Genomic DNA, 13876 nt, shown 5'->3' on the forward strand with positions numbered 1-13876 from the left:
ATGCTCTAAATGGTGACTCATTGATTACGCATATACAACTGATCTCCAACGACTAGCGCCAATTCGGGATCATCCATCAAAATACTGTTTTGGACGGCATCAATATCGTAATCCGGCACCGCTTTCATTTTACTGGCTGGCGGTCTTGCAACACGGGCTGTTCCCGTTATTATCGCAAGTGCTTCAGCCAGCAAAGCTTCGCCTGGATCACCCAGTGGCTTCAGGCCTTCATTCACATAGTCAACCTCGTTCACTTGAATATTTGGTTCAAAACCATCTTTATAATCTATGTCATTGATGTTGGTGAACCTGCTAATGATGGGCTGAATCGCATAATTGGATTTGGTGTGATTCACCCCACTATTATCGGGAGTTTTCCTGAAATTAGGGGAATCATATAGAGTAGTCGATCCTAAATTCTTCCCTACAGTTGCAGTTCCAATAAGCGTGATGTCCATGTATGGATCAAGGCCAGAGATGATAAGTTCCGAAGCAGATGCAGTACTTCCTGAGGTTAGAATAAACACCCGTCCCAGATCTAACCTATTAAGCTGTGACGAAGTATTCGGAATATCATCAGTGAAGTATTCATTTGGATCTAAACCTGCTCGAATCAACGCAGCTTCAAGTTGTTCATTATACTTCGTTGCGGTAAAAACTGTTCTTGCACTGCCATTTCCGTAGATCAGGGAGGCCAAAATCACGGAAGTGTCCACTGATCCTCCCCTATTGTATCTGAGATCCAAGACCAAATCGTTAATTCCCTCGGTTTTGAATCTTCCGAAGATACTATTCATTTCATTGTGATAAACTCCGTTGTTTACAAACTGATTGTAAACCAAGTATCCAACCCGAACTCCGTCAACTTCCAGAATGTCTGAAAAGAGAATGGGATTCTCAGTTAGTTCAACTGCAACCAAAGATATTTCTACACCTGTGGTGGAGATCTCATTGTCCAGAATTTGAGATAAGGCGAGCGTAACTTGTTCACTTTCATTCAAGAGGGAAATATAGTTATTCAGTGTAAGCTGTTGTCCATCAGCTTTCGTGAAAAGATCCCCTCTCTTTAATCCTGCTACCTCTGCAGGGCTTCCTGGCACAACGTATCGTACATAACCCATTAGATCATCGCTTCCCTCCGCTATTCGTATCAATCCCAATTTAAAACCAAAAGACTTGGAAACTCCTTGAAAAGATTGTTCCAGCGCTTCGTAATCATCGACAATCCAAGAAAACCGATCACCCTCAAAAAGTAAGCGCTCAAAAAGATCTTCCGGTTCAGCATATTCATTGAGAAATGTGTACAATGCATCGTAGGTTGGGTATTTATCCGTAGACAAATCTTCCACTTCAGACACCCAGTAATAGTAAATATTCATCGCCCTCCAAACGAATTCATTTGCCTCGTTTTGTAGAGGAACATTGATTCCATCATCCTTATTACACGCTACAGCGATACTTATCAAAAGCATCATCCACACCCACATATTTTTAATCAACTTCATATATTCTCACTCATAAAACAATCCACTGAAGATTGTCCATTAAAATAAACGTAAAATTACCAATTTATGGGTGTAAGACCCTTAGAAGTAAGGTATTGGTTGGTTTTTGAGAAGTGCTTGTTGCCAAAAAATCCTGAATGTGCCGAAAAAGGTGATGGATGTGGCGACTTAAGTACTAAGTGTTTTTCATCATCCAAGAAGCTTCCTTTTTTTTGAGCATACGCTCCCCATAGAAGGAAAACAATGTTTTCCTTGCCCTCAGAAACAACGCGAAGAACCGCATCAGTGAATGTTTCCCAGCCTCTATTTTGATGAGAACCAGCCTTAGCTGCCTCTACTGTCAGTGTAGCATTGAGAAGCAATACTCCCTGATCGGCCCATCTTCCGAGATTGCCGGATTCAGGTATTGGCTGCCCCAAGTCACTTTCAATTTCTTTGAATATGTTTTGCAATGAAGGTGGATGACGGACACCTTCCGCTACAGAAAAACACAGGCCATTTGCCTGTCCAGAACCGTGATAAGGGTCTTGCCCTACAATCACCACTTTCACCTCATCAAAAGAACAATGATCAAATGCACTAAAAATCAAAGATCCTGGAGGATAGACTTGTTTTTGCTCATACGCCTCTTTTACAAAAGTCACAAGCTCCTTGAAATACGTTTTTTCAAATTCATCATCCAGCTGTTTCTTCCAGCTAGCCTCTATTTTCACAGCCATTTTAAATTAGTTGATCCTGATGTTGGTAAATTAAATTGAAATTCTATTAAATTGTCTGCCAAGAATATGATTACTGGAGTAACCAATGGCATTAAAGTTTCAGTTGAAACTGACTATCAGCCGGAGCATTCGCAACCGGCTCATGAGCACTTTGTGTTTACTTACCGGATTACAATAGAAAATAATTCAAGCAATACGGTTCAGCTCAAAGCTCGTCATTGGGATATACTTGATGCAGCACATCCCAAACATGAAGTTGATGGCGATGGAGTGGTGGGCAAGCAGCCGGTTTTAGAGCCTGGCGAAATACATCAATACGTATCAGGTTGCAATTTAAAATCAGGCATTGGCAAAATGAGCGGCTACTATATCATGGAACGAATACTTGATGGACGTTTATTCAATGTGGAAATTCCAGAATTTTTGATGGTAGTTCCATTCAAATTAAACTAATCACTTGATCAGGCTTTTTTTGTTCAGATTGAGACATTATCTGAAATATAGATTCAGAGCAGTGGGACCACATGCACTCCATTCGCCATTTTTATTCGAGTTATTTAATCAAGTAATCAAACCTGCTTCAACATTCCGTTTGGAAAATGTAGAAAAGCTCAGAAATGAACTCAAAAAGGATCATCAGATCATCGATTTATACGATCTGAAAGAAAAAAGGAATTATCGAAAAACCGTAAGTTCTCTAGCTCAAACTTCCTTGAGTACGCCAAAATTTTCAGCTTTCATCTACCTCTTAATCGATCACCTTAAAGTAACAAAAGTGCTGGAAACGGGCACTTCTCTCGGCATCAACAGCCTATACATGGCTGGACCGCAATTAGTGAAAAAACTATGTACCATTGAGGCCTCTCCCATTATCGCCTCAATCGCCAAGAAACAGTTCGCAAAACTACTTCAGCATAAAATAGCTATCACAGAAGGCACAATTCAAGATAAATTTGAAGCTTTGATCGTCAAGGAAAAACCTGAATTTTGCTTCATTGATGCAGATCACCGTTCAGTGCATGTGAAATTCTGCGTCAATCATTTAATGAAGCACTGCCCTGGGATTAAATGCATCATTATTCATGACATCTATTGGTCGGAGGACATGCAAAAAGGATGGGATGAACTTGTCCAGGATGAGCGTTTTGCTTTGACCGTTGACCTCTTTCAGGCCGGACTTATTTTTCCACACATAGATATGCCCAAGCAACATTTTACGTTGCGTTTTTAATGATTGACCATTTTTCTACTTTTGCGATCACAATTCAAACACATGGACGAGAAAAAAACACCAGAAAATCAACCAGCCTATATGGAGCCAAAGAAAAATAGGACTCCCGTTTTCATCATTGTAACTTTTCTACTTTTAGCTGCGGTAGTTTTTTTCTACTACCAAAATCAGCAGCTGGAAGATGAAAAGGAAAGACAGTTCCAGGAGATTTTACTGACACAGTCCAGGCTTGATTCCATTGGAGATGAACTGGACCTCCGCATACAGACCATCAAAGAACTTGGAGGTGAGGTAGACACACTCGAATCCATCAAGGCACAACTCGAGGCAGACAAAAAACAACTCCTCGTGGATGCTCAGTACCAGCGGGGTAGAATTACCAAGCTAAACAATCGAGTAGCCGGATATAAAGAACTATTGGTCTTGAAGGATGAGGAGATAGAACAGCTGAAAGTTTTGAATGAACAGCTTTCTGAGGAGAACACTACACTTAAAGTAGAGAAAGATCAGCTAAACCAAGCGGTGCAGGAGCTTGAAGAAAACAAAAAGGAACTGGCCAGCAAGGTGGCTTATGCATCCAGGCTTCAGATAGAGGGTATGCAAGTGAATGCAATAAACGACAATGGTAAAGAACGCGATGGCGGAGAATACAGAAACAGACACATTGAGCAGCTAAAAATTCAATTCACAGTAGTTGAGAACGAGATTGCTCCCATCGAAGGGAAAGACTTGTTGCTTCGTGTAATTGCCCCAGACGGAAATGTATTGTTTGATGTAACCAAAGGATCTGGGTCATTCACTTTTGAAAATCGTGAGATGTTTTATACTGCAAAGCAGGAAATCCTCTATGATCGCAATAATCAACTAGTCACCTTCCTCTACATCAAAGGGAGCGACTATGCGATTGGCCAGCACAAAGTAGAAGTATACACGGATGATTACCTGATGGGTAAAGGTTCGTTCATGGTAAAGTAAGTAGCAAGCTTCAAGTTGTTAGCGTCAAGCTGTCTAGAACCTCCTGCCTTAAATTTCACCCTGAATTTATTTCAGGGTCTACAAGAATCATATACTAGCTGCTGAATAAGCTTTTACGAAATGATGAATTTTCTAAGGTCATTCAGCTTTTGAAAGCTAGCTTTAAAAAAGTTTCCAATCGATTTTGTGGCGCATTACTTTGGCGCTTATTTATATAAAAACCGTCTACTAAAATGATTCGCTTAAAGCATTTAGCACTTTCTGCATTCCTTCTGTTCAATCTATCAACCGCAAGGAGCCAGAACCATCCCAATAATGGATACTTTGTTGACTTAAACCAAGACACCGTTCAATGCTACCTAGAAGCAAAAATAACTAGCAAGTCCTTTCAGAAAATAAGCGTAAATGTTGGTGGAAAAGAAAAAAACTTAGATCCGTTGAATACATTAGGGTATGGATTTGATAACACGCATTTCAGGCCCATACAAGCCGATAGCAGCTTTGCTTTGGTATTGGTAGATGGAGAGATGACACTCTTATCAGCTGCTGCGAATAAAACATACCACATCATTAAGAACAGCGAGTATGCATTAATTGATGAAAAGGAAAAATTCCTTAAAAAAGATGGAAAAGACTTCATGTACAAAGATCAAAGATGGAAGGGAAAACTAACAGCCCTCTCCTCAGATTGTAAAACAGGACAAAAGGATTACACCTTGTCAGACAAGGGAATGATTTCCTATGCAGTTACCTATAATAATTGCAAAAATCAAAGAATTAAATACGTTAGAGAAATTGCAAAAAATGAATTCCTTTGGGGAACATACACCGCTGTCTCTTTTTTCAACGTTACTTTTAAAAATTCCAGTGAAGTACCTTCTAGCTACCGAAACACCACTTTTGAAAGTGTTACTCCTATGATTGGTCTTACGGCGCGGTACATAATGAATAGCAATCAAGTTATTCGATACTCAATCATTTCAGGTATCCAATTCTCTTCCAATCTAAAAGGTTATGAGGTAGATCTTGAACCAAGATTTCCTGCTGAGGAATCTGTGAAATCAATTTTCAAGATGAACATCAAGAGAATATCTATCCCGTTTTCTATTGGGCCTGTGTTTGACACAAAACTTGGAAAGTTCCACGTCAACTTTGGCTATCGTCTCAACTTCGCATATGATTGGGAATCCACTAGGGAATTAGTTCAGGTGATTAGCGGAGAAACGCTCAGCAGCACAATAAGACCTATTGAAATAGGCAATTGGGGAAATTTTGAGGTTTTGGCAGGATACGAAATCCCTGTTAAGACCTTTAGACTAGCTGTCCAATACGAATTGGCGTTGATTAAAAACACTGCAATCTTTACCACGGTAAATAACCCAATGGTTGGGGCTCAATCAATAGGTAGCACCTCCATTCGTGAAAGTAGAATTAGTCTTTCAGTATTTTTCTAATTTCAATTCTTTTTTACTTATTTTTGCAGCTCATTTTTAAACAATAGTTCTTAATTTATTTACAATTATGAAGAATTACGAGACGGTATTCATTTTGACTCCCGTTTTGTCTGAAGCTCAGATGAAGGATACTGTCGGAAAATTCAAGAAGGTTCTAACCGATAACGGCGCAAAGCTTGTTAACGAAGAGAACTGGGGATTGCGCAAGCTTGCCTATCCTATTCAGCATAAAACCACCGGGTTTTATCAGCTGTTTGAATTCCGATCAGAGCCTGAACTTATTGCTAAGCTAGAGACAGAATACAGGAGAGACGAAGCAGTGATGAGATTTCTCACCACTACACTTGACAAACACGCAGTTGTATACAACGAGCGTAGAGCGAAAGGCGCATTCAACAAGAAGAAAGAAACTAAGAAGGAGGCTGCCAAATGACATTACAGAACGAACCAATAAACAGAGAGCAGAAGAAGGATAAGTACTGCCGATTCAAAAAGAACGGTATCAAGTACATCGACTATAAAGATCCTGATTTCTTGCTAAAGTTTGTAAACGAGCAAGGTAAGATCCTTCCTCGGAGACTCACAGGTACGAGCTTAAAGTACCAGAGAAAAGTGTCTCAAGCGATCAAAAGATCGAGACACCTGGCACTAATGCCATATGTTGGAGATTCCCTTAAATAAGTACTGACATGGAAGTAATACTAAGAGAAGATATACAAGGTCTTGGCTACAAAAACGATACAGTTGCTGTGAAGCCTGGATATGGCAGAAACTTTCTGATTCCAAGAGGCATGGCGATCATTGCTAGTGATTCTAACAAAAAGATGATCAGTGAGAATATTCGTCAAGCAGCTCATAAAGCTGAGAAAGCGAAGAAAGATGCTGAAACGATAGCTAAGAATATCGGTGAATTGGTTATTGAAATCAAAACCAAAGCTGGTGAGAGTGGTAAAATATTTGGAGCGATTACTCCGATCCAGGTTGCAGAAGCACTTGGTGCTCAAGGCCATGAGGTAGACAGAAAGCGAATTTCATTTGAGCAAAAAATCAAAGAAGTAGGCGAGTATACTGCCCTACTTGATTTGCACAAAGAAGTGCATCACCCTGTTCAAATCAAGGTGATCGCGGAATAAGCAAATAATTCATTAGAATACAAACCCTGTGCCATAAGGTTCAGGGTTTTTTTGTTTTCAGACATTTCAATTCGCTTAACTTTACCTGTGTTTAAGCTCGAATTCAACATCCCCGCATCTTCAAAAAAAATTGAATTGCATGACAAGATCTTACTGATGGGGTCATGCTTTTCGGACGAAATAGGTTCTCTATTAGCTGAGAATAAATTCAACTGCCTTTCCAATCCTTTTGGAACAATCTATAATCCGTATTCGATTTTTAAGCTCATCAGTGACCAAGCTTCCTCAGGAGATGTCATTGAAAGTCAAGGGGTATACTACCACTGGGATGCTCACGGAGCTATATCAGGTTTAACAGAGCAGGGAACAAAAGAGCTATTCAAGCATAAGACTAAGGAAACGCAACAATTTATAAGAGATGCAAAGTGGCTAATCATTACACTAGGAACAGCTCACGTCTATGAGCTGTCAGATGGACGCATTGTTGCAAACTGTCATAAGATAGATGCTTCAAAGTTTCACAAACGTTTATTAAGGCAAGATGAAATCGTCCATCAATTTAAAGAACTCCACTCCCACCTCACAAAAACCGTCACGGACATACGTGTTCTTTTCACCATCAGCCCAGTACGCCATATCAGAGACGGGCTTGTAGAAAACAATCAAAGCAAGGCTATTCTAATTGATGCTGTTCGCTTATTGGTAGATCAGTATGAAAACGTTGACTATTTTCCTTCATACGAAATACTCATCGATGAACTGAGGGATTACCGATTTTTTTCTGAAGACATGGTTCATCCATCCAGAAAAGCAATCCACTATATCTGGCAAAAGTTCGTTGACACGTATTTCAAAAATGAAACAATCGCTTTTCTATCGGATTGGCAAAAGATTAAAACTGCGCTACAACACAAGCCTTTTCAACCCGAATCTGATGCCCATCAGCAATTTCTAAAAGCTACGCTCAGGAAGCTGGAAAAAATGAATGAAAAAGTAGATGTGACTGTTGAAATAGAACTATTGAAAAATCAAATACTGTGAGATTAATTCCTTTGCTATTTGTACTACTAATTGCCTGCCAATCTAAAAGCCGAAATGAGATGCATGAATACACCAACGCGCTAATTAATTCATCTAGTCCCTACTTACAGCAGCATGCGCACAATCCTGTTAACTGGCAGGAATGGAGTCCGGAGGTGTTGGCGCTGGCAAAGAAAGAGGACAAACCAATTCTAGTAAGCATCGGATACTCCAGCTGTCATTGGTGTCATGTAATGGAAAAAGAGTCCTTTGAAGACACAGCCGTTGCGCAGGTCATGAACAAGTACTTCATAAATATCAAAGTCGATCGTGAAGAACGACCGGACGTAGATCAAGTATACATGGATGCAGTACAGGCCATGGGGCTTCAAGGTGGTTGGCCATTGAATGTCTTTCTAACGCCAGATCAAAAACCATTCTATGGAGGCACCTATTTTCCAAAACAGGGTTGGGTTAATCTACTGAATAGTGTAGCCGAGGCATTTAAAAATAATCGTGCGAAGATCAATGAATCTGCAGAAGCGTTCACCTTAAACCTTCAAGCCAAGGAATCTGAAAAGTACAAACTTGATGGAACGGCTTACAAACTGACTTCTGAAGAGGTAAATGTGACGTACGAAAATCTTAGGAAGAAATTTGACTCTATTGATGGGGGCATCAAGAAATCACCAAAATTCCCTATGCCATCTGTATGGCAATACCTAGCTACATATGCACAATTGACCGAATCAAAAGAAGCCAAAGAACACTTAGCCTTCACATTGGAAAAGATTGCTGATGGTGGAATATACGATCACGTTGGCGGAGGCTTTGCCAGATACAGTACCGATGAAGAGTGGCATGTTCCTCACTTCGAAAAGATGCTGTATGATAACGGCCAACTACTGAGCTTATATGCCAACGGATTTAAACTAACAGGCAATCAAAAATTTGCAACAACCATCCTTGAGACTATTGAATGGCTTAAACGAGAAATGCTTGACCAGTCAGGTGGGTTTTACTCTGCGCTTGATGCTGACAGTGAAGGAGAAGAAGGTAAGTTTTATGTTTGGTCTTACGAAGAAATCGTCCAATTGGAAAAAGAGAATGCTGAACTGATCACTGAGTACTACGATATAAAACCGAATGGGAATTGGGAAGGTAAGAACGCGCTAAGGGTAGTGGTCAATGAAGCTGAGCTTGCGAGTAAGTATGAATTAACTCCGGCAGAATTCAATGCAAAAATACAGGCCTTCAAAAAAGAAGCGCTAAAAGAAAGAGCCAAGAGAATTCGTCCGGGTTTGGATAATAAAATCATTGCAGGTTGGAATGGTTTGGCTTTGTCAGGCTTGGTAGAATCATATCAAGCCCTGCAAGATTCTTCCATATTAGACCTTGCCCATACAAATGCGCAGTTCAGCAAAAGTCTAATCGAAGAGGGCAAGTTGTATCGTTTTCCTGACAAAGACCTGGAAGGATTCATGGAAGACTATGCAGCTATTATACAAGGCTTTATTAAGTATTATGAGACAACACTTGACCGCTCATACCTGAACCTGGCCAAGACACTTACATCGAGAGTAGAAGAAGCATTCTATGATGAAAGTGAAAATTTATATTTCTTCAACAGTGCTGAAAATGCCAACCTTATCGCTAGAAAAAAAGAGCTGTTCGACAATGTAATTCCTTCATCCAACTCTTTAATGGCCTGGAATCTCGTTCACCTTGGCACCCATTTGTATGATGACGAGATGATCAAAAAAGGTCATTCGGTTCTTGCACAAACGAGGGAGCTCATTATCACAGAACCTGAATACATGAGTAATTGGGGAATGCTTGCAATGGAGCTGTCAGGTACTTTTGCTGAGGTGATCGTTGTTGGTCCACAGGCAAACGAATTTGTAAATGAATTAAATAAGGAGTTCATTCCTAACAAGATCATATCCGGTACTCTTCAGGAAACTAGCGAGGTTCCATTCGAACTCAAGAGTGCTATGGGTGGTAAAACCACCATCTACATTTGCTACAATAAGTCCTGTAAGCGACCCGTAACAACAGTAAAAGAAGCGCTTGCTCAAATTAGAAGCAATTGAAATGAACCAGTAGCTTCAAATAGCATTGAGTAGTCAAAATCCATATTGCGAAATCATCCTTCCGTTGCCTCTGGCAGGGACGTACACATATGCTATCCCAACACAATACAAGCCTATTATATCTCCTGGCTCTCGTGTGGTAGTGTCTTTTGGCAAAAAGAAAATATATACGGGCATTGTTCTCAAAACACACAATGAATCAGTGTCTGGATATCAGCCGAAAGAGCTTTTGGACGTACTGGATGAGTTACCCTTAGTCAATGAAAAGCAGCTAGCGTTCTTTCAGTGGATGTCTCGGTATTACCTATCTACGCTCGGTGAAGTAATGAATGCGGCTCTCCCCGCTGCTCTTAAGCTATCGAGTGAATCTTTTGTAGGAATAAACCCGGAAATAGATCCTGAAAACGCAGAGGTGGATGACCGTGAGTGGAACCTCCTCAGAGCTTTGAAGGGCAATGATCTCACGATGAAAGATGTGAGCGAAGTACTTGGACTGAAGCAACCACAAAGGATTTTGAAAAAGCTTTCGGAAAATGGTCTGATTGACCTTTTCGAAAAAGTGAAGGATAAGTACCAGCCAAAAAAAGTGAAGCGAATCCGAATAGCTGATTCATACCTTGAGGATGGTATGCTGGAAGGTTTGATCAATGAGCTAGAATCCAAGAATAAACAACAGGATGTACTTCTAGCCTATCTGCGTAATGTCCCTGTATTGGATGAAGCAGAACTAAACACCTCTGGTATCCTGAAAACGCAATTGCTTACGGAAGAAGTAAGCCCTTCATCTGTCAAAACATTGATTAAGAATGAAATCTTAGTTGAGTGGGAAGAGACAGTATCAAGGCTACCAACCCACAAGTCCGATGCTTTCAAAGCTATCAAACTCAGTCAAGAACAAGAACATTGCCGAAGACTCATCGCCTCTTCCTTTGACTCCCACAGCACTGTTTTACTTCATGGGATTACAGGGAGTGGAAAAACCGAGATCTTCATTGAACTAATAAAAGAACAGATAGATCAGGGCAAACAAGTGCTGTACCTCTTACCTGAAATTGCGCTAACAACACAGATCATCGCTCGCTTACATCGGATTTTCGGCGACTCATTTGGCGTCTATCACTCCAGATATTCAGACAATGAGCGTGTTGAGGTTTGGCAGAAAGTGCTGAGAAAAGAATATCAGTTTGTAGTCGGCGTTAGAAGTGCCGTGTTCCTTCCTTTCTCAGATCTGGGCTTAATTGTGGTAGATGAGGAACATGAACCTTCCTACAAGCAATTTGAGCCAGCTCCGCGATACCATGCGCGAGATTCCGCTATCTATCTTTCTACTATTCATAATGCCAATGTATTGCTCGGAACCGCTACCCCATCGCTAGAGACCTATCAGAATGCACTTGATGGAAAGTATGGATTGGTTGAGCTTACCTCTCGGTACGGAGATGCATACAATCCCAAAATGGAGTTTGCCAATGTCAGTCGCGAAAGAAAACAACGTAAACTCAAAGGCAATTTCACTTCGGTTTTGGTAGAAGCAATTCAAGAATCTTTAGATAAGAAAGAACAGGTTATCCTCTTTCAGAATCGAAGAGGTTATGCATCCTATATCAACTGCGAAAATTGCAGCACCATCCCGAAATGCTCAAACTGTGCGGTAAGCCTCACCTATCATCAGTATAACAATAAGCTGGTCTGTCACTATTGCGGCTACAATCAAAGCATGTACAGTGACTGCCTTAAGTGTGGCAGCAAGGAATTGAGAAATGTGGGCTTTGGCACTGAAGAACTTGAAGAGGAATTGAAAATACTTTTTCCACAAGCCATCGTGCAACGCATGGATTTAGACACGACCCGAAGCAAGTATGGATATCAGCGAATCATAGAAGCATTCGAAGATGGTGAGATCGATATTTTGGTGGGAACCCAAATGGTCAGCAAAGGGCTTGATTTTGACGGAGTAAACCTTGTCGGAATTTTTGACACTGATCGGATGATTCACTTTCCAGACTTTCGATCCCACGAACGAGCTTATCACTTAATCACCCAAGTGAGCGGAAGAGCAGGGAGAAAGTCCAAAAATGGTAAGGTGATTGTGCAAACCAACGATCCAGATCAAGAGCTATTGCAGCGGGTTAGAAATGATAATTATCAAGCATTCTTTCAATGGGAAATCTTGGAACGCGAACACTTCCACTACCCTCCGTTTACACGCTTAATAAACATTACATTTAAGCATAGAGAAAAAACCGTTTCATTTCAAGCAGCAAATTTCTTCGCCCTGGACATTCGCAAAAACCTCGGCAATCAACGGATGATTGGACCTGTAGAACCATTGATTGGGAAAATCAGAAACATGTACCTCCATGAAATCACATTGAAAATTGAAAAACAAGGCATTAACTTGCTGGCTGTAAAAGAATACCTTCGATCTGTTGAGCAAATGATGAAACAGATGCCAGCATTTAAAGGAGTTGGCGTGGTATTTGACATTGACCCTGTATAGAAACACAAGAGTGAAAAACGTCTTCATTATTTTAATAATATTTTTTTGGATTGGATCTTGTGATCCGTGCGATGACTGTGACGCTATTTCGTTCGAGCCTACAGTCTCTTTTGTATTCATCAATCAAGATAGCATTGCTGAACTTGAAGCCCTTTCTACGATCAATTCTCTGGATATCGAAACGATCAATTCGACAATCGCTGCATTAGATCCCAGCGAAGTAGAAAAAATTGATAGTCTGAATGAGGTTAAGTCTAAGCTGGACAGCATCAACGCTGTATATAGCAGCACACAATCAACTATGAATAGTGGTTTGCTCAAAGTGGATCAAGTAGCATTCTTGGGAGCCAATAGCTCACTTACCTTTGAAGACAGTGCTACGGCTTGGACTATTCCGCTTTCATATAATGGAGCCTTCACGCAATACGAAGTAACCATCGCCGGGGTAACAGAAACCATTGAGCTGACATATGATAATTATCAGGAAGTAGATCAAGAAAGAAATGTACTCATCAGAGCTGAAAATATTCGTGTAGTAAACACATCCTATGATTCGTTAATTAACTGTGAAGAAAACTGCGTAGATGGTGAAACCACGCTTACTTTTTATTTTTAGTCTGATCCTTTCTGCTGCCTGCTTAGCTCAAACAAAGGATGCTGCAAAAGACTCAGCCCTGTATAGCAGAGGAGTCATTCCTTCCTTTTACCTGGACTATGGTAAGCTTCTTACTATCCCAACTGAAATGGAAACAAAGTACGAGGGTGGTTTTGAATTACTCTTCAAAGAAAAATTTCCATTGATTGTGGAAGTTGGACAGGCAACGCTCAGTCCAGAGGGAGCCTATTCCAATGGAACCTATGAAAGTCAGGGGGTTTATTTCCGAATTGGCACTGGATATTACAATCAGTTAACGCCAAAGAATAAAATTGGATTGACTGCCCGATATGGGTCTTCTTCATTCTCAGAAGATGGTCGCATATTCATCGAAAGCCCAAGCGGATCACAAGGCAATTTCATCCAAAACATTGAACGAGAAGACCTAAAAGCTACCTGGTATGAAGTGGTCGTGTATACTGACAAAAAACTCTCCGAATTGTTTAGCATTGGCATGAATCTACGCCTGCGAATACTTGCAGATTATGACAAACAGGAAGATGTGGATGTTTACGCTATACCAGGGTATGGTCGTTCATTCGATAAGACCATACCTGCCATGAACTTCTTTTTGAAGGTGAGTTTTTAGCA

At 40.6% G+C, this 13876-nt stretch carries 14 protein-coding genes; 12 read left to right on the plus strand and 2 right to left on the minus strand.

All coding sequences use genetic code 11. The features are described from left to right. Positions 1-17 precede the first annotated feature (17 nt). Positions 18-1505 (minus strand): S41 family peptidase, encoded by a 1488-nt coding sequence (locus tag ABJF57_RS07775; RefSeq protein ID WP_462233995.1) that lies wholly within the window; start codon positions 1503-1505, stop codon positions 18-20. Between the two features lie 56 nt (positions 1506-1561). Continuing rightward, complete coding sequence (gene ung / locus ABJF57_RS07780) at positions 1562-2224, minus strand: uracil-DNA glycosylase (RefSeq protein ID WP_462233996.1); 663 nt, start codon at positions 2222-2224, stop codon at positions 1562-1564. 66 nt (positions 2225-2290) lie between these two features. Here ung and apaG point away from each other — a divergent pair, with 66 nt between their 5' ends. From apaG to ABJF57_RS07840, 12 genes are all read left to right on the plus strand, one after another. Beyond that, the gene (apaG, locus tag ABJF57_RS07785) at positions 2291-2677 is read left to right on the plus strand and encodes a Co2+/Mg2+ efflux protein ApaG (RefSeq protein ID WP_462234857.1); all 387 of its coding nucleotides are present in this window, start codon (positions 2291-2293) and stop codon (positions 2675-2677) included. Between the two features lie 4 nt (positions 2678-2681). Continuing rightward, positions 2682-3455, plus strand: coding sequence for an O-methyltransferase (locus ABJF57_RS07790; RefSeq protein ID WP_462233998.1), 774 nt, complete (start codon positions 2682-2684; stop codon positions 3453-3455). Positions 3456-3497: 42 nt separating this feature from the next. Next, positions 3498-4430 (plus strand): chromosome segregation protein SMC, encoded by a 933-nt coding sequence (locus ABJF57_RS07795; protein WP_462234000.1) that lies wholly within the window; start codon positions 3498-3500, stop codon positions 4428-4430. A 233-nt stretch (positions 4431-4663) separates the two neighbouring features. Further along, positions 4664-5884: a hypothetical protein gene (locus tag ABJF57_RS07800; RefSeq protein ID WP_462234002.1), complete on the plus strand. Its 1221-nt coding sequence runs from the start codon at positions 4664-4666 to the stop codon at positions 5882-5884. A gap of 67 nt (positions 5885-5951) precedes the next feature. After that, positions 5952-6317: a 30S ribosomal protein S6 gene (rpsF, locus tag ABJF57_RS07805; protein ID WP_462234004.1), complete on the plus strand. Its 366-nt coding sequence runs from the start codon at positions 5952-5954 to the stop codon at positions 6315-6317. Next, positions 6314-6565: a 30S ribosomal protein S18 gene (gene rpsR, locus ABJF57_RS07810; protein WP_348277622.1), complete on the plus strand. Its 252-nt coding sequence runs from the start codon at positions 6314-6316 to the stop codon at positions 6563-6565. Before rpsF ends, rpsR begins: the two co-directional genes overlap by 4 nt. Before the next feature lie 8 nt (positions 6566-6573). Beyond that, entirely contained in the window at positions 6574-7017 is a 444-nt protein-coding gene (rplI, locus tag ABJF57_RS07815) for a 50S ribosomal protein L9 (RefSeq protein WP_462234006.1), read from the plus strand. 87 nt (positions 7018-7104) lie between these two features. Beyond that, complete coding sequence (locus ABJF57_RS07820) at positions 7105-8058, plus strand: GSCFA domain-containing protein (protein WP_462234008.1); 954 nt, start codon at positions 7105-7107, stop codon at positions 8056-8058. Continuing rightward, positions 8055-10130, plus strand: coding sequence for a thioredoxin domain-containing protein (locus ABJF57_RS07825; protein WP_462236607.1), 2076 nt, complete (start codon positions 8055-8057; stop codon positions 10128-10130). Before ABJF57_RS07820 ends, ABJF57_RS07825 begins: the two co-directional genes overlap by 4 nt. A gap of 25 nt (positions 10131-10155) precedes the next feature. Next, positions 10156-12630, plus strand: coding sequence for a replication restart helicase PriA (gene priA, locus ABJF57_RS07830; protein ID WP_462234012.1), 2475 nt, complete (start codon positions 10156-10158; stop codon positions 12628-12630). A gap of 10 nt (positions 12631-12640) precedes the next feature. Beyond that, the gene (locus ABJF57_RS07835; protein WP_462234014.1) at positions 12641-13246 is read left to right on the plus strand and encodes a hypothetical protein; all 606 of its coding nucleotides are present in this window, start codon (positions 12641-12643) and stop codon (positions 13244-13246) included. Further along, the gene (locus ABJF57_RS07840) at positions 13215-13874 is read left to right on the plus strand and encodes a DUF6048 family protein (protein ID WP_462234016.1); all 660 of its coding nucleotides are present in this window, start codon (positions 13215-13217) and stop codon (positions 13872-13874) included. Before ABJF57_RS07835 ends, ABJF57_RS07840 begins: the two co-directional genes overlap by 32 nt. The last annotated feature ends 2 nt before the right edge of the window (positions 13875-13876 follow it).

Source organism: Ekhidna sp., from assembly GCF_039940915.1.
Classification (GTDB): domain Bacteria; phylum Bacteroidota; class Bacteroidia; order Cytophagales; family Cyclobacteriaceae; genus Ekhidna.

Coding starts and splice junctions, on each gene's coding strand:
- ABJF57_RS07775 (WP_462233995.1), bottom strand. CDS start 1,505: ATGAAGTTGATTAAAAATATGTGGGTGTGGATGATGCTTTTGATAAGT.
- ABJF57_RS07795 (WP_462234000.1), top strand. CDS start 3,498: ATGGACGAGAAAAAAACACCAGAAAATCAACCAGCCTATATGGAGCCA.
- ABJF57_RS07840 (WP_462234016.1), top strand. CDS start 13,215: ATGGTGAAACCACGCTTACTTTTTATTTTTAGTCTGATCCTTTCTGCT.
- apaG (WP_462234857.1), top strand. CDS start 2,291: ATGATTACTGGAGTAACCAATGGCATTAAAGTTTCAGTTGAAACTGAC.
- ABJF57_RS07800 (WP_462234002.1), top strand. CDS start 4,664: ATGATTCGCTTAAAGCATTTAGCACTTTCTGCATTCCTTCTGTTCAAT.
- rplI (WP_462234006.1), top strand. CDS start 6,574: ATGGAAGTAATACTAAGAGAAGATATACAAGGTCTTGGCTACAAAAAC.
- ung (WP_462233996.1), bottom strand. CDS start 2,224: ATGGCTGTGAAAATAGAGGCTAGCTGGAAGAAACAGCTGGATGATGAA.
- rpsF (WP_462234004.1), top strand. CDS start 5,952: ATGAAGAATTACGAGACGGTATTCATTTTGACTCCCGTTTTGTCTGAA.
- rpsR (WP_348277622.1), top strand. CDS start 6,314: ATGACATTACAGAACGAACCAATAAACAGAGAGCAGAAGAAGGATAAG.